Genomic DNA, 21,036 nt, shown 5'->3' with positions numbered 1-21,036 from the left:
CCGGGTATCGGATGTGCGCAGGACGCCGGGTGCATGCACCCGGCGCCCTGCGCTTATTCTTGATACTGGCGGCATTGCCCATATGGCAGGCAAGCCGTGGCGCGATAGCTTCATCCGCAGCCTAAAGTCAGCCGGGATAGAATGTCGCTGTGCCCCCCTGCGCGGCCATGGCGCCGGTCAAGGACCTCAATCGTCGCCGGCGGGCTTCGACTGGAGCTGGATGTAATTTTCGATACCCATGCGCTCGATCATCTCGAACTGCTTTTCCAGTTCGTCGACATGATGCTCTTCGCTCTCGAGAATGTGGCCGAAGAGGTCGCGGCTGACATAATCGCGCACGCTTTCGCAATGTGCCATTGCGTCGCGCAGCAACGGAATCGCTTCTTCCTCGAGCGCGAGATCGGCCTTCAGCACTTCCTCGACGGTCTCGCCGACGCGCAGGCGCCCGAGCATCTGGAAATTGGGCAGGCCGCCCAGGAAGAGGATGCGATCGGCGAGCTGATCGGCATGCTTCATCTCGTCGATCGATTCTTCGCGCTCGAACTTGGCGAGCCGCGCGACGCCCCAATTGTCGAGCATGCGATAGTGCAGCCAATATTGGTTGATCGCGGTCAGCTCGTTTTTGAGCGCCTCGTTCAGGAAATCGATGACTTTTACGTCGCCCTTCATTTTCGTCCTGCCATTCATTTTACGGGAATTGGAATGGCGGCATTATAAGCCCCCAGACCCATGCAGGCCAAGGTCGAAAATGGCGGATTTTCAAGAAAAATCAGGCGGTCGTGGCGACGTCACTGATGATATTGCGAGCGAATGACAGGCATTGTCCACACTTGGGTTTGCGACCCAATTGCGCATAGGCGGCCTTGGCACACCGCAATTGGCCACTCCGCGCGACATCGCGCAGCTGGCTTTCATTTATTGCGTTGCAGACACAGACGACCATATGCGAATCCTTCTCAACAAGGCTGATGTAGGGATAGTGCGAGGGATTCGCAACAGGAAAGTTGCGACTGGTTCGCAGTCCTGAGAGGCGCAATTTCCTGCCGCCCGCCGCGTGCCCGCCCCTTGCCCCCGGCGCGATTCGCGGGCATAGGCGCGCCCATCCTCAACAGCCCCCATCCGCAAAGGTTCGCCCCATGAAAGTTCAGGTCTATGTGACGCTCAAGCCCGGCGTGCTCGACCCGCAGGGCAAGGCGATCCACCATGCGCTCGAAGGTCTGGGCTTTGCCGGGGTCGACGATGTGCGCGCCGGCCGCTTCATCGAGCTTGAAGTCGCCGACAGCGTGTCGGACGCCGATCTCGACGCGATGTGCGCCAGGCTGCTCGCCAACACCGTCATCGAAAATTACCGGATCGAACGCGCCTGAGGCGCGAAGGAGCATATTCATGAAGACCGCGGTCATCGTCTTTCCCGGCTCCAACTGCGACCGCGACATGGCCGTCGCGCTCGAAACCGTCACCGGCCGCGCCCCCGCGATGGTGTGGCACCGTGACACCGAGCTGCCCGATGGCACTGACTTTATCGCGCTGCCGGGCGGCTTCTCTTATGGTGACTATCTGCGCTCGGGCGCGATGGCTGCCCGCTCGCCGATCCTGCGCGCGGTTGCCGACGCCGCGGCGCGCGGTGTTCCCCTGCTTGGCGTGTGCAACGGGTTTCAGGTGCTGACCGAGGCGCAATTGCTCCCCGGCGCGCTGATGCGCAACGCGGGGCTGAACTTCGTCTGCCGCACCGTGCCGCTGACCGTCGCGAACAGCCAGTCGATGTTCACCGCATCCTATGGTGCCGACGAGACGCTCAGCATCCCGGTCGCCCATCATGACGGAAATTATTTCGCCGATACCGACACGCTGGACCGCATCGAGGGCGAGGGGCGCGTTGCGTTCCGCTACGCCGATAGCGTCAACGGCTCGGCGCGTGACATTGCGGGCGTCCTCAATGACGCGGGCAATGTGCTGGGCATGATGCCGCACCCCGAACGCGCGATCGATCGCGCGCACGGCGGCACCGACGGGCTACGCTTGTTCGAGGCCGCGCTCGGCGTTCTCGCCTGACAGCGCTTCCGGCGCGGGCCAGTCGGCTCGCGCTGCCGGTTGCAACCAGCGCCCGACGGCCAGCAGGACCGTCGGCCAGAACAGCGTGTTCCAGATGTCGTGCCAATGCGCGGCGTCGGGCTGGATCGCCGCGCGGCTGGCTTCGGCGGTCATGTCGAGAAACTCGCCGCCGCACGCCATGATGAGGACCGCGAACCACGCCGCGAGCCACCCGCCGCGCCAGCGCCAGATCAATCGCACGGTGAGGAACAGCGCCAGCCCGAAATAGATATGCAACGCGTCCTTGCTGAGGTCGGCGGTCGTGACGAGCCAGGATTTATGCTCTTCGAACATCGCTGCAAGCTCGATCAATGTCATGACGTCAAACCTTGGCGCCGAAGGGGTTGAAGTCGGTGCCTTCGTCGAACACGTCGACACCTTCGCGCCGTTTTAGCGTTCCGACCACGACATAGGTGACGGGGGTAAGTACGGCCTCCCACAAGGTCTTGATCAGCCACTGCGACAGCACGACCTGCATCAACTGTTCGGGTGGCCACCCGACAAGCCCGTAGAAGGCGAGCGGGTAGAAAATCAGGCTGTCCAGCCCCTGGCCGACAATCGTCGACCCGATCGTGCGCATCCACAGAAAACGGCCGCCGGTCCAAAGTTTCATCCGCGCGAGCACATAAGAGTTGGCGAACTCGCCGGCCCAAAAAGCGCACATCGACGCGATCACGATGCGCCAGCTGTTGCCGAAGACGAATTCATAGGAGGACTGGCCCGGCCATCCGTCGGCGGGCGGCAGTGCCACGACCACCCACGCCATGAAAGCCATGAAGGCGAGTGCGGCGAAGCCGGTCCAGATCACCCGCCGTGCTCGCGCATAGCCGTACACTTCGGTCAGTACGTCACCAATGATATAGCTGATCGGGAAAAACATCACCCCCGCGCCAAAGGCCCACTGGCTGCCGTCGGGCATGGGGATGTAGCTCGGTTTCGACGCGCCGATGATGTTCGACAGCAGCAAAATCGCCACAAAGGCGGCCATCACCAGGTCATAATAACGAAAATGCCTGACGCTCGCGGCGTTGACGGCAGCGGGCTGAGCCGGGGGCGGGGCGGATTCGGACATCGGTGATTGCTTAACCCGCTTTGCGGCCAACGCAAACCGCGCTATCGCCGCGACGCACAGCCGTGCCGCGCGCCCGTAGCTCAGCTGGATAGAGCACCCGCCTTCTAAGCGGGTGGTCGCAGGTTCGAATCCTGCCGGGCGCGCCATTTCTGTTTCTTGAGATGTTGTTGGGACAACTTTACCCTGCCTTTGGGGGCCGTTCTCAGCCAGGCTTTTGCGAAAGCCACCGGCCGGCATTGTGCCTCAACCAACCCGCAGATCACCGTGAAACGACTTCCCGAAACCTGCGATTCGTTGACGACGGGAAGAGTGTCGTCTTCGCGCCCGGGTCGATCATCGAAAACCTCAAAGCTTTTTTCAAAAGCGACCGGTCGTTGCTGGAAACTGCCAGCAGCTCCGGATGCAATTTTTGCATCGCTGCGCACATTGTGCGGTTCGATGGCCATGATGGACGCATGATTGTCACACTCAATTCCTAGGGCGCGGCGGCAACAAGAACATAACTCTCCCCGTCGCGTTCCAAGGAGCCTCTATGAAAAGCCTGACCGCCTGCGCGCTTGTCGCGCTGCAATTTGTCGCGCCCTCGATGGCTATGGCCGAAGAGGTCGCCCCGACGAGCGCAGAGGGCGCCGAGGGTGACATGATCATCGTCACCGGCACGCGCGACGCGCGGCGGACGCAGTTCGACACGCTGGCACCGATCGACGTTCTGTCGTCGAAATCGATCGATAACAGCGTGTCCAACGATTTGGCGGACACGCTTGCCCAGCTTCTGCCTTCGTTTAATGTCCAGCGCCTTCCCGCCGCCGATGGTCAGGCCTTTGTCCGCCCGGCAACGCTGCGCGGGCTGTCGCCCGATCAGACGCTCGTTCTCGTCAACGGCAAGCGCTATCATCGCTCGGCGCTGCTCGGCACGCGCGGCGCGCAGGCGGCCGACCTTGCCACCATCCCCAATCTGGCGATCAAACGGATCGAGGTGTTGCGCGACGGCGCGTCGGCGCAATATGGTTCGGACGCGATTGCGGGCGTCATCAATATCATCCTTGACGACCAGCCCGGCATGGACGCCTTCGGCCAATATTCGAGCTATTATGAAGGCGACGGCAAAAGCTATCAGACCGGCGGGCAGGGTGGTGTCGCGCTCGGCGACCGTGGTGTCCTGGTTTTCACCGGCGAATTTTCAAAGTCGGACGCGACCTCGCGCACCCGGCAGCGTCCCGATGCGGCGGCGTTCCAGGCAGCGAATCCCGGCCTCAACGTGCCCAACCCGGTGCAGCGTTGGGGCCAGCCCGATCTCAAGTCGGTGCGCGGCGCGGTGAATGCCGACTATGAGATTGTCGACGGCGCGACCCTCTATGCGTTTGGCACCGTGGCGAGCGGCGAGGGCGTTACCGACTTCAACTGGCGCAATCCCGCCGGCACGGCGAATGTCTATAATCCGAGCACGGCCTTCCCGGGCTTCAGCTTCAGGAACCTCTATCCCGCCGGGTTCACCCCGCGCTTCGGTACGAAATATGACGATTTCCAGACCGCGGGCGGCCTACGCGGCGGGCTCGGCGATCGGTTCACCTATGATCTCAGCGCGTCTACCGGGCGCAGCCGCATCAACTATAGCCTCGAAGAATCGCTCAATGCCTCGCTCGGTCCCGCAAGCCCGACCAGCTTTTACCTCGGGCGTCTGCGGCAGAGCGAATTCAACCTGAACGCCGATTTCGTCTATCGCCTGCCGCTCGGCATGGCGGAGCCCGCAAATATCGCCTTCGGCGCCGAGCGGCGCAAGGAAACTTACGCCATCCGCCCCGGCGATCCCGCATCCTATGCGATCGGTCCCGGCGCCGCGACCGGGCTGGCCCCGAACAGCAACGGCTTTCCGGGCTTCAGCCCCTTGAGCGCGGGCGAATGGTCGCAGACGAGCTACGCCGGCTATGTCGATGTCGAGGTCCGGCCGGTCGAGATGCTGACGCTCGGTGCAGCGGGCCGTTACGAGGATTTCTCGGCTTTTGGCGACACGTTCAATTACAAGCTGTCGGCGCGGCTCGAACCGGTCAGCGGAGTTGCGCTGCGCGGCACCTATTCGACGGGCTTTCGTGCGCCGACCCCGGCTCAGCTCAATGCGCTCACGACCAGCCAAGGTCTCGATACGAGCACGATGCAGATATTCAATACCGGCCGTCTGGCGCCGAACGATCCGATCGCGATCGCACTCGGCGCCAAGCCGCTGACCCCCGAGAAATCGCGCACCATGACTGCAGGCCTGACCTTCCAGTCGGATTTCGGCCTGACGGCGAGCATCGACATCTACCAGATCAAACTGCGCGATCGTTTCAGCCAGTCGAGAACCTTCGGAGCAGCCGCGATCCCGGCCAACCTCCCCAATCCGCAGCGCTTCACCGGTATCACATATTTCACCAATGACTTCGACACGCGCACCCGCGGGATCGACGTGGTGCTGGCCTATGCGCGAGAGGTCGGTCCGGGAAAAGCCGACATCAGTCTCGCGTATAACTATAACCAGACCAAGGTGACGAGCGGGACAAGCGCCGCGATCGGGAATGAAACGCAACGGATATTGTTCGAGGATCGGCTGCCCAGGCACAATGGCACCGCCTCGATCGGCTATACCCTCGGCCGCTTCGGGGTGCAGGGGCGCGCGCGCTATTATGGCGCATGGACCGACGTCAGCGGCAACGCGACGGGCGAGGTATTTCAGCGCTTTGGATCGATGATCATGTTCGACCTGTCCGCCAGCGTCCAGCTGAACGATCATCTGTCGATCCGCGCCGGGGCCGAGAATATCTTCGACACCTATCCCGACGAAGCGACGAACCAGGCGGTGCGCGGTCTGATCTACTCGCGCAACGCGCCCTATGACACCGACGGCGGACAATATTATGTGCGTCTGGGCATCACATTCTGACAAAGGGGCCAGCGTGGATATCAGTCGCAGACAGATATTGATGGCGGCCGCAGCGGCGCCGGTGGCGGGGCGGCTCGAAGCCGCACCGCTGCCGGCGGGCGCCCGGCCCGATGACGAAAATCATTGGGCCGGCGTCGCGGCGCAATATGACGTCATCGACGACATCATCCAGCTCGAGAATGGCAATTGGGGCATGATGGCGCGGCCCGTGCTGGAACAATATGAAGCCGCCGTTCGGCGCGTGAACCGCGCGACCAGCTATTATGCCCGGCGCGGACTTTTCCCCGATCTGGTCGCGGTGCGCGCCCGCGTTGCGGCGAAGCTGGGCGTTGCGCCCGAAGAAATCGCCTTCACCCGCAATGCGACCGAGGCGCTAAAGGCGTTGATCGGTGGCTATAACCGGCTGCGCGCTGGCGACGGGGTTCTCTATGCCGACCTCGATTATGACAGCATGCAGGCGTGCTGCGACTCCCTGAAGAAAAGCCGCGGCGTCGATGTGGTGCGCATTGCGCTTCCCGAGCCGGCCACGCATCTGGGGCTGATCGATTGCTATGAGGCGGCGCTCAGGGCCAATCCGCGCATTCGGCTGATTCTGCTGACCCACCTCAGTCATCGGACCGGTCTGGTCATTCCCGTCCGCGAAATCGTCGCCATGGCGCGCGCGCGCGGCGTCGATGCGATCGTCGATGCCGCACACAGCTGGGGGCAGCTCGACTTTTCATTGCGCGATCTCGATGCCGATTTTGTTGGCCTGAACCTGCACAAATGGATGGGCGCCCCGCTGGGGGTCGGCGCGCTCTATATCCGCAAGACGAAGGTCGAACTGATCGATCCCGACACCGCCAACGCGCCGCCCTTTGCCGCCACCAGTCAGGCACGCGTGCACACCGGCACTGTCGATTTCGCGGCGCAGCTCACCGTGCCCGCGGCGCTCGATTTTCAGGACGCCATAGGCGATGCGGCTCGCGCAGGCCGCCTGCGCTATTTGCGCGACCGCTGGGCGGAAACCCTGCGCGGCACGCCGGGCATCGAGATTTTGACCCCCGACGATGCGCGGCTGCACGGCGGCATCACCTCCTTCCGCTTCACCGGTCGCACCAGCGAGGCGGACAACGCCGCGATCGCAAAGCGCCTGCTTGACGAGCATCGAATATTCTCGGTTCAGCGTTCGGGGCCGGCGCGCGGCGCCTGTGTCCGTATCACGCCGGCTCTCTTTAACAGTTCCGCCGACATGGACATGCTCGTTGGGGCGGTAAAGGAGCTGCTTAACTCTTCGGGTTGAGTCTCAATTGTGGGATCGTGTCTCAACGGCACCGACAACCTGTCGCCGCCCTGCATTCAACGGCCGGTCAACGGATCTTCGCGCGATGGAGCGCATTGGGGTCGCGGGCCGACTAGCCCCTTTTGCTTGGCGCCCGATTCAGGTCGTAGCCGCCAGCCGCGAGACTGCTGACCGAAACCTGCCGTTTGCGATTGTGAGAACGGGGTGGGAGCAGCGCCCACCCCCCCCAAATAACTTGTCGTTGAAGGCTTGGGTTCCAGGTCCCGTAACTTGCCATAACTCAGGTTTCAGGTGAGGTTGCAGCGACGGCGAAACTGATCAGGGTCGTCTTTCCTCGCTTCAAACACCGCAGCTATGGCGCAGCACTGCGCCAGCCTTGGCGCCGGTGTGTTTGCCGCCGGCAATAGTGACGACGCCGTTGACGATCACCGTGTCGATACCCGTGGGCGACGCGGTGGGTTTGTCCCAGCTCGCGATGTCGTCGAGCTTGTCGAGGTCGAACACGACGATATCGGCGCGCATCCCGTCGCGGATCAACCCGCGGTCGGTCAGGCCCATCCGCTGTGCCGGCCAAGCGGTCATCTTGCGCACCGCGTCCTCAAGCGACAGCACCGGACGGCGCTTCACATATTCGGCGATGATACGCGGGAAGGTGCCATAGGCGCGCGGGTGCGGAAGACCCAGTGCATCCATTTCGCCCGCTTTCTCCGACGCTGCCGCATCGCTCCCGATGCTCACCCAGGGTTGCTTCAGCGCCGTCTCGATGTCTTGCTCGCTCATCATGAAATAAAGCGCCATCGCCCGGTCGGGTAGTCCTTCCAGTGCGATATCCCACGCGGCATCGGCCGGATCGATCTTCAACGCCGCGCCGATTTCCGCAAGGCTCTTGCCATGAAAGCGCTCATATTTCTTGCTGAAACCATTGGCGAGCCGCACATTGGCAAAGCCGCCCGAGGCGTGGACCAGGTTCGACCAGCCGGGCATCGATCCCGCGGCGACTTCCTTCTTCATCCGCTCGCGCACCTTGGGATCGCGCAGCCGCTCAATCCCCTTCTTGACGCCGTCGGCCCACACCCAGCTGGGGGCGATGATTTCAAGGCCGGTGCCGCCGGCAGTATAGGGATACATATCCGCCGCGACGTCGACCCCGCGCGCGCGCGCTGCGTTGATCGTTGCCACCGCCTGCGGCATCAGCTTGCCCCAGCCGGGAGCGAAGGCCGCTTTCAGGTGGAAAATTTCGACCTTCACGCCGCCTTTCTCGCCGATCTCGATCGCTTCCTCGATCGCCTTGACGAGGCCTTCGCTTTCGTCGCGCATATGCGTCGCGTAAAAGCCGTCGCATTGCGCCGCGACCTTGGCCAGCGTGACGAGCTCAGAGGTGCTCTGGAAGCTGCTCGGCGCATAGATCAGCGCGCTGGAAATGCCGAATGCGCCATTCTCCATCGCGATCCTGACCTCGCGGCCCATTGCGTCGAGCTGCGCGGCGGTCGGCGTTCCCGCGCCGTCGCCCATCACCTTCACCCGCGCCTGCGTCGCCGAATAATAGGTGCCGTAGTTGACCGAAATGCCCTGCTGTTCCAGCGTCTTGAAATGAGCCGGAATCTCCGCTGCAGCGGCCGGCGGCCCGTCTTCGCCGGCGATGACCGTGGTCACCCCCATCAGCAGCTTATTTTCGGCCGCGCCATTCTTGAGCAGCACCTCGCCCGACTGGTCCATCATGTCGATGAAGCCGGGCGACACATAGCGGCCCTTGGCGTCGATTTCCTTCGTTCCGCGGCCCAAAACCCGTCCGATACGAACGACCTTGCCGTCCTTGACGGCGACATCGGCGCTGACCCACGGATTGCCCGCACCATCGAGCACGCGCCCGCCGCGGATCACGATGTCATATTCGGGCGCCGGAGCGTTGGCGACGAGCAGCATCGACAAGGCACCAAAGAGGATCTTGCGTTTCATCATTCATCTCCCTGTCGGCAGCCGGGGCTGACGACTTTTGTTGTTATTTTTTTGGCGGCCTGCCGTCGGCGCGCCGTATCGACGACCTCGCGAACCGCGGCTATCAGCGCCGAAACCGCGCCCAATCAGTCGCCTTCGTCATTTCGCTTTTCCCTGAGCTGTGGGTTGAAGCTCCAGCGCTTCGCGGCTGACGCGACCGCGAACCAGGCGCACCAATCCGACGGTCAACAGCGGTGCGACATAGACGGCGAGAAAGATCCAGGAGAGAAAGCGGTAACCACTGGCGATCAGCGTCACGAGGCCGAAGCGATCGGCGAGGAACATGCACCCGATCAGCAGCGCCGCGGCGATGCCGGCCCGCGCCCGTTTGCCGAGCGGCGCATGTCCATGTGTCCGGCGCGCAGCATCGACGCGCTCGTTGATCGCATGCACCGATCCGGCGCCGCTTTCGAGCAACGCGGCGAAGATCATGAACTGGAACAGCAGGTGAAACAGCGGCATCTCAAGTTGCCGCAGCATGAAATCCGACGGCAGCGTCTCGCCCATGATGCCGGGATAGAAGGCGATCATCGCGACGAAGAAGAGGATGGCGGGGGCCATCGCAAGCGGTCCCGCGATCAGGCCTGCGACCACTGCGTCGCGCTGGCTGGTCAGATGGCGGATCACCGGCAGGACCACCACCGCGCCGATGACGTTATAACCGGTATAGGTCAGCCCGCCGAGAATCCAGCCGTCCGACGGCGCGGGAATGGCAAAGCGCGCCGCAATTTCGTCGCCGAAACTGCCGAGAGCGAAGACCATGAACAGCGCGTAGACGCCATAGAGCATGAAGGAGACATATTTGAACAGGCCCTCGATCGAGGCGTTGCCGAAGGTCACGAACAGCGCGATCGAGGCCGCGAGGAATGCGGTCCCCGCAAGCGGGGGCCAGCCGAAGATGGACGCGCCGATCTCTCCCGCCGCCGCGCCGAACACCGCAAGCACCAGCGTCACGAGGAGGACATAGCCGATTTCGAACAGGATCCAGCCACGGCCGAGCAGTTTTTCGAAGAAGCTGCGATAGTCGAAGGCGCCGACCGCCCGCGCGAACGCGAAAGTCGTGGCACAGATAATGCTCCAAAGCAGCATCGCGAGCAGCATCGCGGCCAGTCCGCCCCACGGCCCGCTCGGCAGGAAGAATTCCGCGAGTTCACGCCCGGTAGCGTAGCCGCCCCCGATCACGACTGCCTTGAAAGCGAACCCCGGCAGCAGGAAGCGCTGGAACCAGGAGGAACCCGTCACGGTTGCCGTGGTAGCTGCCGCGCTCATGCGAGGCAGCTACCCACCAGACGGGCGAAAGCGTCGCCTCCGCGGATCGGGTCGGCGACCGGCAGCCCCAGCTTGCGGCTCTCTTCGGCCATCAGCGCGAACGCCTCGTCTTCCCTCATATGCGAAGTGTTGAATGAGAGGCCAGCGCAACGGACAGCGGGATTGGTGCGCGAAGCGAGCCGCAGGTTGAGGCTGATCGTTTCCTCTATGCCCGGCACCGTATAGCCCGGCACTCCGAGCATTTCTTCGCGGCCGGGCTGGTGGCAAACGACGATGATATCGGGCTGACTGCCGTGCAGCAGACCGAGCGACACCGCCGCATAGGCGGGATGCATCAACGACCCTTGCCCCTCGATCACGTCCCAGTGGCCGGGCGCGGCATCGGGGCTGAGCGTTTCGGCCGCGCCCGCCTCGAAATCGGACACTACCGCGTCCATCGGGATGCCGCCGCCCGCAATCATGATGCCGGTTTGACCGCTCGCTCGAAAATCGGCATCGATTCCCTGCTCGGAAAAGGCCCGCGCGATTGCCAGCGCGGTGTATTTCTTGCCCAGCGCGCAATCGGTTCCGACCGTGAGAAGCCGCTTCCCCGACCGCTTGCGCCCCGTGCCGACAGGAAGGCCGCGCGGGGGATGTCGCACGTCGATCAGCTGGCGGCCAAGCCGCTCGGCAGCCTCCGCAAGCTCGGGAAGGTCAGAAAGGCGGGCGTGCATCCCGCTGACGATATCGAGACCTGCTTCGAGCGCCGCGAGCAGTGCGGGGATCCAGTTCGGGGTGATGACACCGCCGCGGTTGGCGATACCTATCAGCAGCGAACGGGCGCCGCAGGCGGATGCCTCGGCGGGCGTCAGCGCGGGCAAGCCGGTGCTGACGGTCGCGGCAGGGAGCGCATATTCGCCGACGCATTTCTCCGGCGCCCAATCGCGCAGGCCATAGGCCGTTTTGGCGAAGACGGCTTCGGTTACATCGCCGAGAAACAGCAGATAGGGCTGGGGCAATTGCAATGCGCCGGCGGCGGTATCGAAGGAGGTTTGAATGTTCACGTCTCTCACCAGAATCGGGAAGGAGTGCCAAACGCGACGCCGTTGCGGCACCGGTTCTACATCTTTCCTCTGTTAACCTAAATGGGACTTTATTCTCTAATCAGGATTGAATCAATGAAAATAGAAAAATTTCTTTTGCGGCGTGAACCGCACGGCGAGGGTTGCCTGCCTCCGATCAGAATGCGCTCCGAAGCCCGACAGATGGATTCAGGAACGAGCAGTGTCTTCACGCGAGCGCTCGCGAAACCGAGGTAGAACGGTGGCTTATGAAGGGCTGTCCGCATGCAGACATTGTTGATCAAGCGCACCGTCAAGGCGCTCCCTCGCGGCAGCGCATAGGTGGCAAGGGCGGAAGGCCATGGATGCAGCTGTCGCCGTGTCGAACGGCGTATGCCCGACACGGCGTTCGTGCGCTCGCCGGTCGTCGGTTCCGGCCATGCATAACCGACAGTCGTCACTATCTGCCAATCGCGCCTGACCTGCCGGCGCAGCGTTTCTGTATCTTGATCACGCTCCATTTGCATGGTCATGGCGCGTCGAAACCGACTCCCTCGGTCGCGATTAACAACACTATGCTGTCGGCTGCGAGTCGATGATGCGCGCGCAAGGCCGGAAACGAAGCCACATGCAACAGCCCCGCCAGTCCGGTCGCGCCCGATGGAGTGGTCTGGGGACCGCCCGCCGCTGACAGGGCAGTAACAGCCTCGGCGATCAAATCTTCATCAATGGCGACCCACTGCGCGCGGTATCGCAAAAGAACATCGAGCGCAGGCGCCGATACCAGGCCGCAGCGTAGCATATCCGCCGACGTATGGAGGTCGCCGACAATCTGTACGGGATGACCGGCAGCCAGCGCCGCTCCAACACAGGCGGCATTTTTGGGCTCGACTACCGTGATCGCCGCGGGGCCCTGGAGGATGGTTTGCAGCCCCTCTGCCATCGCCGCTGCAAGACCGCCCACACCGGCCTGCACGAATATATGACTGGGTCGATCGGCCACGTTGAAACGAAATTGGTCGACAAGCTCTGCGGCGAGAAATGCATATCCAGCCATGACGTCCCTCACAACCAGATCGTCTGAATCAGGACTGGTGTCGGATATCAGCAGTCCATCTCCGCGCGCGGCAGCGCCAGCGGCGCTTTCGACCGCGTCATCATAAGTACCTTCGATCCAAATGATTTCCCCGCCAAGAGCCTCGATCCGCTCGGCGCGGGTCCGGCTAACCGCCGTCGGAAGATAAATGGTGGCACCAGTACCCGCGAGTTGGGCCGCCGCAGCGACGGCAAGACCATGATTGCCATCGCTGGCACAGATCAGCCGGGGAGGAGATTTGTTCCCTTCTTCGTGAGGCTCCTCCGCGCCTGCCAGTCTGTATTCTGCGGCTCTAGCGAGCGCGCGCTGCCCTGCCAGCATGCCGCCAAGCGATTTAAAGCTGCCAAGCGGGCGGTCGCCTTCCACCTTGACAAAAACGCGACTGACGCCGGCGCGGCGCGCCAGTTCGCCGCATTCGATGAGCGGCGTAGGGTGATGGGCGGCCATAGCCTCTGCAAGAGTTGCGGCTGTTTCGGGAAGGTGTGTTTTGGTCATGTCACAGATATAGCAATACTCTGCGGCGCCACCCTGCAAAGAGCGCCATCTGAACGCTGCCAGACGGCACGGATGACGGGGCATAATATGGCGCAGCGTCCGGTCTTGGGCGCGCAGTTTGCAACTTGTACCAGGGACTATCTCTCAAGGCCTGCCGAGCCAGCTGAATGGCTGACTGCGCACGGGAGATTAGCCGCATGGCCGCCTCCGGTGACACGTGGCCGATGGCCGGCTCTTGTCACGAGCAGTGGCTCAAAGGGCATGACGCTTGACCGCAACACCAATTGTGACGCGCGGAGATGGAGCAATCACGGGTGTCGACTACGAGCTGCGAGGCAAGTCAGTGCCCGGGCAATTTGGCCGCAGGTCAGGAGCGGTTTTCGATCGACAAGGGTATCGTTAGTCCGCGCTTCACCAGGGCCAGCGCCACATGGGTCGTGAAATGCCTGACATTGTGGTTCTCACCGACCAAGTTGGCCATGAGTGCGTCATAGGTCTCAATATCCGGCGCAGTGACAACCAGGATGAAGTCCGTCTCGCCCGCGACATAGAACGCCTGCTGCACATATTCCTGCGCCGCGAGCCATCGCCGCAACGGCGCCAGGAGCTCGGGCCGGTCCCGCTCGACTTGAAGAGAGACAAGGAAGAAGTTGGGTCGGCCAACCTTCGTCGGATCGACCACCGCAGTGTCCTTGAGGATAACGCCTTCGGCCCTCATCCGCCGGATCCTGCGCTGGATCGCCGAAGGCGACAGCGCGACTTGCTCGGACATCTGCTCGGCCGTCCGCCCGGAATCGTTTTGAACGAGATTGAGAAGCTGTCGATCGAATCTGTCGAGGTCCATATCCATCCCATTTTATGCAGTTATCGCGCGGTGAAAAGGCAATTGTGCCGCCTTTAGCGGAGATGCGGGCCACGTCTGAATCGAAGATCCCATACCCTTTCGTTCCCCATGCTGAGCTCGGAGACCGCGCCATTTTGTTCACGACGAAAGCGGACGAGGCTTCCCGAGGCCATGAAAGCGTCACGATAGGCAGGTGAAAGCTCAAGGCCCGTCTCCGGCTGCTCGCGCAACGCTATTGTCAAATGGTCCCCTTGAAGAGTGACGACATAGACTGCTTCGGCCTCGTCGCTGGCATATTCCCCGACGTATTGTTCAAGATCGCCGGGCTTTGGCGCAAATCCAGGCACGCTCTTGTAGCGCGACACGGCGCCAAATGAGTCCTGCAGCAGGAATCGGTCTCGTCCTTCGAACCTCAGCGTGAGATCCTCGTTCCGGTACTCGTTCTTCGACACCCAGGCGAGGCTGACGTCGTCCAGGGTGATCCGGCCAGCGTCGCTCTTCAATGTCAGAGGCATCCCGGTCGCTTCCTCCACAAACAAGCCATCAGGTGCGATCGCGCGGGCCGGAAGTTTCCCGGACGTCCCCGACGGTGAAAGCGATGAAGCATTTGGAAGGAGCAGGTTTGCGGCTGCATGCGCCAGTTCAGAGGCATCGATGTCGGCCGCGTTGCAGAGGACCGCGATTGAAAGCCCCGTCGTTGGATAGCGACCGAGCCATGCGGTATAGCCGGCAGTCGCGCCGGGATGTGCGACCTCCCGATATCCGCGATAGTTGCTGACGATCAGACCTCTCGCATAGTTGATCTCATGCCCCGACTGCAGGACGCCCTGCTTTTCGAGACCGGTGGTGACCAGAGGGCCCAGCTTGCCCTCGGACAGGGCCGCATTCCACACCAGCAAGTCGCCTGCGGTTGTCAGAAGACCACCGTTTCCATAGGCATTCTCGAACGGCATGCGCTGCACATAGTCCGTGGACGACGGTGCATAGGCGATCGCCCGGTTCTTGACGACCCGCCGGAAATCGTCACGCCATTGTGTGTTCCGCATGCCCAGCGGCTCGAAAAATTCGGTGCGGCTGAATTCCGCCAGCGACTTTCCGCTCGTGCGCTGCACGATCAGCGCGAGGAGATTATATCCGGTGTTCGTGTAGGAATATTGCGTGCCCGGGACGAAATTGAGCGACTTCTGCCGCGCTGCGATGCGCTGAGTATCTTCCATTGTGTAAATGCGCGTGGTGCGGGGCCACCCCGCGATGATCTGGACTCCGCCCCAGTCCCGCAGGCCGCTCGTGTGATGCAGCAAGTGATCGAGCGTGATGACATGCCCATAGTCGGGAAGTTCCGGGATATATTTCCGCACATCGTCGTCCAGCGAGACCTGGCCCCGCTCGGCAAGGCGTAGAACGGCTGCGGCGGTGAACTGCTTGGAGGATGATCCAGCCTCGAATATGGTTTCCGCGTCGACCCTGATGCCATGTTCGAGATCGGCCTCGCCATAGGCACGCACCATATCGGGCTGTCCCTTCCGGGAGATGCCGATCGCGCACCCCGGAGTGCCGCCCCTCGTCCAGGTCGAGAACAGACGATCAATGTCCGGCGCAGGATCTGCGGGTTGCGGAGTTCCGGCGCGAACTTCGCGGTGGGCGGCGGGTGCGGCCGCAGCTCCCGCCCAGGATGTCGTCCAGCCACCGGTCAGCAGAAGGCCCATGATCACCAGTTTGCGCGGAGCGGTGCGATGAGAGTTCATTACCTTGTCCTTCACGTTCTTGTTCTGAATGCAGGGCGCATTATCCAAAGTGCCAGCCAACAAGATTCCATTTGAAAAAGAATAAAATCAGCGAGATTGCGGAGATGCCTACTGTTGTGTGATATAAACGCGTACGGAGGTTCCAGTATTTTCTCGTCCAAATCTTCGGAATAGTGAATAGCAACAATGTAGTCAGGCCAATGAAGAGGATAGGCATTGCCAGGGCGGCCTTCCACGATGCCGGGACATGGCTGAGTCTTTGAATAAAGTCTGTTGAGATCAGAAGGAATCCAAGCGTGGCAACGCTGAGCAGGCCCCAAATGGCAACAGCGGCGGAAATCCACACCGCCCGGCGCTCCGGTTTGGGCATCGCGGCGATCAGGCGTGCCCGGTATAGCAGGCCCGGAAAAACGGAAACAAACACAGCGAGCGATAGCCCGAGGACCGCATACCAGAACCCGGACCTGTCGAAGAACGGCACACGTTCCAGCGGGACAATGATCGCAAAGTCGAAAAACATGTGGGTGACTCCGCCGGCACGATTGGTGCGAAAGGCGATCTGCCTTGTGCCGCCAATCTCCTGGAAGAGGCCCGGCCCGATCGGCGCAAACTGCATTTCATCATCGCCTGCCCCAAGACTGAGCCTGTTGCCCGATACCGAAACGGACAATTGCGACAACAGTCCGTAAAATTTGTCGATATCGGTGTGATTGCGACGGGTAAAAGCGTAGGTTCCCGCATATTTTTCAAGCGATCCCGTCCCCGCTGTCCCGGGCTTCCGCTGCGATGTCGGATAAAGCCGGGCCAGCACAGCTTTGGCGAGGTTTTCGGCAGCAACATCGCCTTGTCCTCCGCTAAAGGATATGAAAATCCCGAGTTTTCTGGCAGGAAAGAGATACATCTCGGTGTTGAACAACGGATCGGAGCCGCCATGGGCCCAGGCAAGTTCGCCACCGACATTCTGCCCGTAATATCCCAGCCCCATTGCGGGGATGCGCCGGTCGAAGGTGAAAGCCGGACTTTGCATGCGCTGCATGCTGGCAGGCTTCAATATGCTTGCGCTCCCATAGCTGCCGTCCTGAAGAGCCGCGATCATGAAGCGAGCCATGTCATTCGCGGAGACCGAGGCTGAACCTGCAGGTCGAAAGCCGCCCTCATAGGTTGGGGGCCTGCGCACGAATTCGCCCCCTTCGCGTGCATAACCGACGACCTTGTAGCGAGCGAGCGCGGCCGGCACCGGTTCACGCACCGTGGCGTATGTCATGCCAATCCGTGAGAATATGTTCTTCTGAATATAGTCCTCATAGGGGATGCCGCTAACTTGCTCGACGATCAGCCCGGCCAGCGCGGCGCCGTAATTGGAATAGGATGCCATTTCACCGGGGGGACGCACCCGTGCCGGCATATGCATGGCCAGTTTCTGCGCTATCGACGGCGCCCGCTTCAGGTCGGTGGTCAGCTCATAGCCGACGCCACCGTCTTCGAACCCGGCTGTGTGCGTCATCAAATGGCGCAGCGTGATCGGCTGCTTGTAGGTCGCCGGGATCTGGAAAGTCCTGAGGTAGGTGTTGATGTCGGTATCGAGATCGAGCCGGCCTTGCTCGACCAGCTGCATGACGGCCGTCCATGTGAAGATCTTCGTGGTCGATGCAATTCGAAAGAGGCTTTTCCCGGGATCCACCGGTGTGCCACGCTCTATGTCGGAAAATCCGTAGCCCTTGGCGAACAGGAGTTTGCCGTCCTTTACGATGGAGATGACGCCGCCGGGTATCTTTCCATGTTCCATCTCCGCCCGCATCAGCCCATCGATGAAGGGCTCAAGCATCATGGTGGACGCTCCGGCTGGCTCGGCGGAAGGTGCCGGGGAAGAGAGCGCGGACGGGCTCGGCCGGGTAGCGCCCAGCAGTGAACCAGTGCCCAGCAACAGGCTTGCGAGAAAGCCAAGGACAATTGTCTTCATCGTGCCCGTCACGCTTTATCTCCATGTGTCAGGGGTAAGATTTCCGCGATACTTGTCACACCGCTCACGCGTGCTGTTGTGCGATCGGGGGTGATGGCTTCGCTCCGTTCGGTTTGCGCCGCATGGCTGGCCTCGCCAACGGTGAAGGACACGAAGAAATCAAAGCTGGCTTGCGGCGCGAGCAAAAGAAAGGAATGGAAATCCGGTCTCCCACCTCGCATCGTGACAGCCGCGCTTAAAAGCCAACCTTGACGCCTGCGGTGAAGTACCGCCCCATGACGTCATAGTGATAGCTGGCGTCGAGAACGAAGGGCGGGGCACGATCGAACAGGTTGGAGACGTTGCCGAAGAAGGTGAACCTGTCCATCACCTTGAACTGCGCTCCAATATCCACATAGGTGCGTGAACTCACCTCGTTATTCGCGATGACACCGACCAAATCATTGCTGTACAGGCCGCCGTCGACATAGCGGACCCGCGCATCGAGGCCGAAGGTGTCGTCCTGGTAGGCTACGCTGAAGGTGCCGCGCCATTTGGGAATGCCAAGGGCAAAGTCGCCGACTTCGCCCGCACGCTCGTTCCGCCCGCCCTTCAAGCCAGTGTCGAAGACATATTTATCGACATAGGTCGCCAGTGCCCGGAGGCGAAGCGTCCCCGGCTTCTCTCCGGAAATTTGCGTCACCGGGAGTACATAGGCGGCCTCGAAATCGAAGCCGCTTGTCTCGAACCGAGCAATATTCTGCGAATTCGAGAAGATCGTGACCAGCGTCTGTGTGACGGGATCGCGAATGATCGCATCGCAGGCGACCTGACTTCCACCAGCGCAAAGAGCGGTGAGGTCCGAGGCCCCCAGAGTGGTAATCGCTCCTTTCATCCTGATGTCGAAATGATCGACCGAAAGGCTAAGTCCGCGCAGGAAGGAAGGCGAATAGGAGCCTCCCAAGGTAAGTGTGCCGCTGATTTCCGGTGCCAGATTCGGGTTCCCGCCGGAGAAGAGCGTCACGGACCCGGGATTCGGATCGTAACCAGGGCGCCCTGTACGACCTGCGGTGTCTTGATCCACCACAGCACCGATGCTGATGTTCTTCGTCCTGAAGAGATCATTGATATTGGGTGACCGGATGTCGCGCGACCTCGTCGCACGCAGCAGCAGGTCGTTGAACAGACGCGTGGTCCCGCCAAGCTTCCAGGACCAGATGCCGCCGCTGTTGCTATAATCGGAGTAGCGGGCTGCCCCATTGAATTCGAGCTTGAATGCTTCCGCGTCGAGCAGCGGCAGGACGATTTCGGCGAAGCCTTCCTTCACATTGAAACCGCCACTCAAGTCGGCAGTGTAAACAGGGAGGCCAAAGCCGCCGGCAAGCGTCTCGGCGTCGCGCGTCGTGACGATCTCTTCCCATCGCGCCTCTGCCCCGATAGCCACAGTGACGGGGCCGGCCCAGAGTGAGAACAGGTCGCCTTGAATTTCAGCGCTCGCCGAGTCGAGTTTCTGAACGCTGTGCCGACCCTGGTCCGCGGTGACATAGTTGATCGCTTCGGAAGATGCGTTGCCCAAGCCGAAGATGTTGAGTGGACGGCACTCCGCGTCGTTGTTGGTCGGGTCTGCATCTGCATTTACCCGGCAAACGATCTGGCCGCCGATCAGAACCGCGTCCGTAGCCCGGTCGAAATTCGCAGCTAGCCGGCTGTTCCTCAGGAACCGCGTATCACTGACCTGACCATGGCTGAAGTGAGCGCCATATTTCCAGCCATTGCCCAGGGTGCCGTCGACGCCAATCGCACCTTCAATACTCTCGCGATCCGCGTCGAAGACGAATTCGAGAATATCCTCATAAACGCGGTTGAAGGTAAAGCTGGTCTCCCCGGCCGCCTTCAGCCGGTCGCGGATCGCCTGCGGCAGGAACGGATTGGTAGCTTGAATGGTAAGGGCGCCCGTCGGGTTCTCGGGGGTGGCGCTTCCAAAGTCACCCGGAGCGGAATAGTCGGGGAAGAAGTTATATTTGGTCTTCGTCTTCGAATAGGCGGCGTCGGCCCAGAGGGTCGCGCTGCCTATGTCATAGCTCACACGTGCATAGCTGCTGAAGCGCTTGTTCGGTGCTGCTGCATAGAGATGGCCGAACGGGCCCGCTGCATCCTCGCCGCCGATGCCCGAGGCGTCTGGACCGCGATAAGTGCGCAACGTGCCGTCATGATTGAAAGTCTGGCCGGCAAGAATGCCGCTGGTGATCAGCCCGCTATAGCTCTTTCCGGGAACGTTCACATTCTCAGTGATCACCAACACGCCATTGACCTTGGTGATGCCGGGGTTTCGGAGACCGGGGCGAGACAGACGAGAGTGGGGAGGCAGGCCCTTCTCCTCCACATATTCCGCGCCAACCATAAAGTGACCGTTGCCGTCCGCAAAACCCGTTCCGAATGCCCCGTCGAAACGATAACGCTGCCCGTCTCCGCGCGAGGAAACGCCCACTTCGGCGCCCAATTCAAGGCCTTCTACATTGTCATTGAGGATGATGTTGACCACCCCGGCTACCGCGCCCGAGCCCCAGGCCGCCGAGGCGCCGCCGGTCACGACTTCAAGCCGTTTAACCAGATTGAGAGGTACAAAGTTGAGATTGTTCGAGCCGACGAAGCGGCGGCCATTGATCAAAGTCAAAGTGCGATCGATGCCGAGGCCGCGAAGATCAACAGGAGCCGTTCCGCTGTCGGTGTTACCAACGGTCGAGCTGGGATTGATAGTAGCGCGCACCGACGGCTGGTCTGCGAGGACCTGTTGAAGGCTGGCGGGCGCGCCTTGCCGCAGCTCAGTTTCGCCAATCACGGTCGTCGGCGTTGGCTGATCGAAGCCCGCGCGCTCGACGCGAGAACCGGTAACGATGATCTCGTTGCCGGATTCGCCATCCCCGGCTTCTTCGGTAGGTGAGGAGTCGTTCTGCGCGGCCTGCGCCAAGCCCGGGCCTGCGGCGAGGAAGGCTATTCCTGCTGCCGAGGCGGCCAGAGCGGCACGAAAGGACTTGATAGATCTGTTCACGGCTATTCTCCCCGACAATTATATTTATTTGATAAATTGGATGAACACGGCTGCACTTAGGGTCTGGTTGCGGATGACCTCGATCCGGCCGCAGAGCTGGCCTCGAGGGCAATTCCGCGCGTCTTTTCGGGCGTATTGCGAGAGGGCTTGGCAGAGTTATTTCATTCGGTTCTTCCCGGCGGCATGGGGCATCGAAGTGCCG

The 21,036-nt window shown here is 61.6% G+C and carries 16 protein-coding genes, 1 tRNA gene and 1 pseudogene; 6 read left to right on the top strand and 12 right to left on the bottom strand.

Features of this window, described 5'->3' with window-relative positions:
• Positions 1-186: 186 nt before the first annotated feature.
• Positions 187-669 (bottom strand): bacterioferritin, encoded by a 483-nt coding sequence (gene bfr / locus AC1RRJ_RS18360; RefSeq protein WP_493125340.1) that lies wholly within the window; start codon positions 667-669, stop codon positions 187-189.
• 100 nt (positions 670-769) lie between these two features.
• Positions 770-943 (bottom strand): (2Fe-2S)-binding protein, encoded by a 174-nt coding sequence (locus tag AC1RRJ_RS18355; protein ID WP_493125338.1) that lies wholly within the window; start codon positions 941-943, stop codon positions 770-772.
• A 193-nt stretch (positions 944-1,136) separates the two neighbouring features.
• Between AC1RRJ_RS18355 and purS the strand changes: the two genes are divergently transcribed.
• Together purS and purQ are read left to right on the top strand one after the other, a co-directional pair.
• Positions 1,137-1,367 carry a phosphoribosylformylglycinamidine synthase subunit PurS gene (gene purS, locus AC1RRJ_RS18350; RefSeq protein ID WP_493125336.1) on the top strand — a complete coding sequence of 77 codons (231 nt, stop codon included), beginning with the start codon at positions 1,137-1,139 and terminating at the stop codon, positions 1,365-1,367.
• 19 nt (positions 1,368-1,386) lie between these two features.
• Entirely contained in the window at positions 1,387-2,052 is a 666-nt protein-coding gene (gene purQ, locus AC1RRJ_RS18345) for a phosphoribosylformylglycinamidine synthase subunit PurQ (protein ID WP_493125334.1), read from the top strand.
• Here purQ and AC1RRJ_RS18340 read toward each other — a convergent pair.
• Both AC1RRJ_RS18340 and AC1RRJ_RS18335 read right to left on the bottom strand, forming a co-directional pair.
• A complete protein-coding gene (locus AC1RRJ_RS18340) occupies positions 2,014-2,409 on the bottom strand; it encodes a hypothetical protein (RefSeq protein WP_493125332.1) in 396 nt (131 codons plus the stop codon). The genes purQ and AC1RRJ_RS18340 overlap by 39 nt on opposite strands.
• Before the next feature lie 4 nt (positions 2,410-2,413).
• Positions 2,414-3,163, bottom strand: a complete 750-nt coding sequence (locus AC1RRJ_RS18335; protein ID WP_493125330.1) for a queuosine precursor transporter — start codon at positions 3,161-3,163, stop codon at positions 2,414-2,416.
• Positions 3,164-3,232: 69 nt separating this feature from the next.
• On the opposite strand from AC1RRJ_RS18335, the gene AC1RRJ_RS18330 reads away from it, so the two are divergent.
• From AC1RRJ_RS18330 to AC1RRJ_RS18320, 3 genes are all read left to right on the top strand, one after another.
• Positions 3,233-3,309 (top strand) — tRNA-Arg (locus AC1RRJ_RS18330).
• Positions 3,310-3,695: 386 nt separating this feature from the next.
• Positions 3,696-6,080: a TonB-dependent receptor plug domain-containing protein gene (locus AC1RRJ_RS18325; protein ID WP_493125328.1), complete on the top strand. Its 2,385-nt coding sequence runs from the start codon at positions 3,696-3,698 to the stop codon at positions 6,078-6,080.
• A gap of 13 nt (positions 6,081-6,093) precedes the next feature.
• The gene (locus AC1RRJ_RS18320; protein WP_493125326.1) at positions 6,094-7,362 is read left to right on the top strand and encodes an aminotransferase class V-fold PLP-dependent enzyme; all 1,269 of its coding nucleotides are present in this window, start codon (positions 6,094-6,096) and stop codon (positions 7,360-7,362) included.
• 339 nt (positions 7,363-7,701) lie between these two features.
• On the opposite strand, the gene AC1RRJ_RS18315 is transcribed toward AC1RRJ_RS18320, so the two are convergent.
• The 3 genes from AC1RRJ_RS18315 to AC1RRJ_RS18305 form a co-directional block, all read right to left on the bottom strand.
• Positions 7,702-9,321 (bottom strand): N-acyl-D-amino-acid deacylase family protein, encoded by a 1,620-nt coding sequence (locus tag AC1RRJ_RS18315; RefSeq protein ID WP_493125324.1) that lies wholly within the window; start codon positions 9,319-9,321, stop codon positions 7,702-7,704.
• Between the two features lie 135 nt (positions 9,322-9,456).
• Positions 9,457-10,626, bottom strand: a complete 1,170-nt coding sequence (locus tag AC1RRJ_RS18310; protein WP_493125322.1) for a YkvI family membrane protein — start codon at positions 10,624-10,626, stop codon at positions 9,457-9,459.
• A complete protein-coding gene (locus tag AC1RRJ_RS18305; RefSeq protein ID WP_493125320.1) occupies positions 10,623-11,669 on the bottom strand; it encodes an N-acetyltransferase DgcN family protein in 1,047 nt (348 codons plus the stop codon). The genes AC1RRJ_RS18310 and AC1RRJ_RS18305 overlap by 4 nt, the downstream gene beginning before the upstream one ends.
• Positions 11,670-12,014: 345 nt before the next feature.
• Here AC1RRJ_RS18305 and AC1RRJ_RS18300 point away from each other — a divergent pair.
• A pseudogene (locus AC1RRJ_RS18300) lies at positions 12,015-12,166 on the top strand (IS3 family transposase); the annotation flags it as partial.
• Positions 12,167-12,195: 29 nt separating this feature from the next.
• Here AC1RRJ_RS18300 and AC1RRJ_RS18295 read toward each other — a convergent pair.
• The 5 genes from AC1RRJ_RS18295 to AC1RRJ_RS18275 form a co-directional block, all read right to left on the bottom strand.
• On the bottom strand, positions 12,196-13,257 hold the full coding sequence (locus AC1RRJ_RS18295; RefSeq protein WP_493125318.1) for a pyridoxal-phosphate dependent enzyme: 1,062 nt from the start codon (positions 13,255-13,257) through the stop codon (positions 12,196-12,198).
• A 367-nt stretch (positions 13,258-13,624) separates the two neighbouring features.
• Complete coding sequence (locus AC1RRJ_RS18290) at positions 13,625-14,107, bottom strand: Lrp/AsnC family transcriptional regulator (protein ID WP_493125316.1); 483 nt, start codon at positions 14,105-14,107, stop codon at positions 13,625-13,627.
• Between the two features lie 47 nt (positions 14,108-14,154).
• Positions 14,155-15,906, bottom strand: a complete 1,752-nt coding sequence (locus AC1RRJ_RS18285; RefSeq protein WP_493125314.1) for a serine hydrolase domain-containing protein — start codon at positions 15,904-15,906, stop codon at positions 14,155-14,157.
• Positions 15,887-17,806 (bottom strand): serine hydrolase domain-containing protein, encoded by a 1,920-nt coding sequence (locus AC1RRJ_RS18280; protein ID WP_493125312.1) that lies wholly within the window; start codon positions 17,804-17,806, stop codon positions 15,887-15,889. Before AC1RRJ_RS18280 ends, AC1RRJ_RS18285 begins: the two co-directional genes overlap by 20 nt.
• A 235-nt stretch (positions 17,807-18,041) precedes the next feature.
• Positions 18,042-20,834: a TonB-dependent receptor plug domain-containing protein gene (locus tag AC1RRJ_RS18275; RefSeq protein ID WP_493125310.1), complete on the bottom strand. Its 2,793-nt coding sequence runs from the start codon at positions 20,832-20,834 to the stop codon at positions 18,042-18,044.
• Positions 20,835-21,036 lie beyond the last annotated feature (202 nt).

The sequence above is a fragment of the Sphingopyxis sp. GW821-FHT12C06 genome, from assembly GCF_058807415.1.
This window is presented reverse-complemented; position numbering and strand designations above follow the sequence as displayed.

Coding starts and splice junctions, on each gene's coding strand:
- bfr (WP_493125340.1), bottom strand. CDS start 669: ATGAAGGGCGACGTAAAAGTCATCGATTTCCTGAACGAGGCGCTCAAA.
- AC1RRJ_RS18325 (WP_493125328.1), top strand. CDS start 3,696: ATGAAAAGCCTGACCGCCTGCGCGCTTGTCGCGCTGCAATTTGTCGCG.
- AC1RRJ_RS18280 (WP_493125312.1), bottom strand. CDS start 17,806: ATGAAGACAATTGTCCTTGGCTTTCTCGCAAGCCTGTTGCTGGGCACT.
- AC1RRJ_RS18315 (WP_493125324.1), bottom strand. CDS start 9,321: ATGATGAAACGCAAGATCCTCTTTGGTGCCTTGTCGATGCTGCTCGTC.
- AC1RRJ_RS18290 (WP_493125316.1), bottom strand. CDS start 14,107: ATGGATATGGACCTCGACAGATTCGATCGACAGCTTCTCAATCTCGTT.
- AC1RRJ_RS18295 (WP_493125318.1), bottom strand. CDS start 13,257: ATGACCAAAACACACCTTCCCGAAACAGCCGCAACTCTTGCAGAGGCT.
- purS (WP_493125336.1), top strand. CDS start 1,137: ATGAAAGTTCAGGTCTATGTGACGCTCAAGCCCGGCGTGCTCGACCCG.
- AC1RRJ_RS18355 (WP_493125338.1), bottom strand. CDS start 943: ATGGTCGTCTGTGTCTGCAACGCAATAAATGAAAGCCAGCTGCGCGAT.
- purQ (WP_493125334.1), top strand. CDS start 1,387: ATGAAGACCGCGGTCATCGTCTTTCCCGGCTCCAACTGCGACCGCGAC.
- AC1RRJ_RS18335 (WP_493125330.1), bottom strand. CDS start 3,163: ATGTCCGAATCCGCCCCGCCCCCGGCTCAGCCCGCTGCCGTCAACGCC.
- AC1RRJ_RS18310 (WP_493125322.1), bottom strand. CDS start 10,626: ATGAGCGCGGCAGCTACCACGGCAACCGTGACGGGTTCCTCCTGGTTC.
- AC1RRJ_RS18340 (WP_493125332.1), bottom strand. CDS start 2,409: ATGACATTGATCGAGCTTGCAGCGATGTTCGAAGAGCATAAATCCTGG.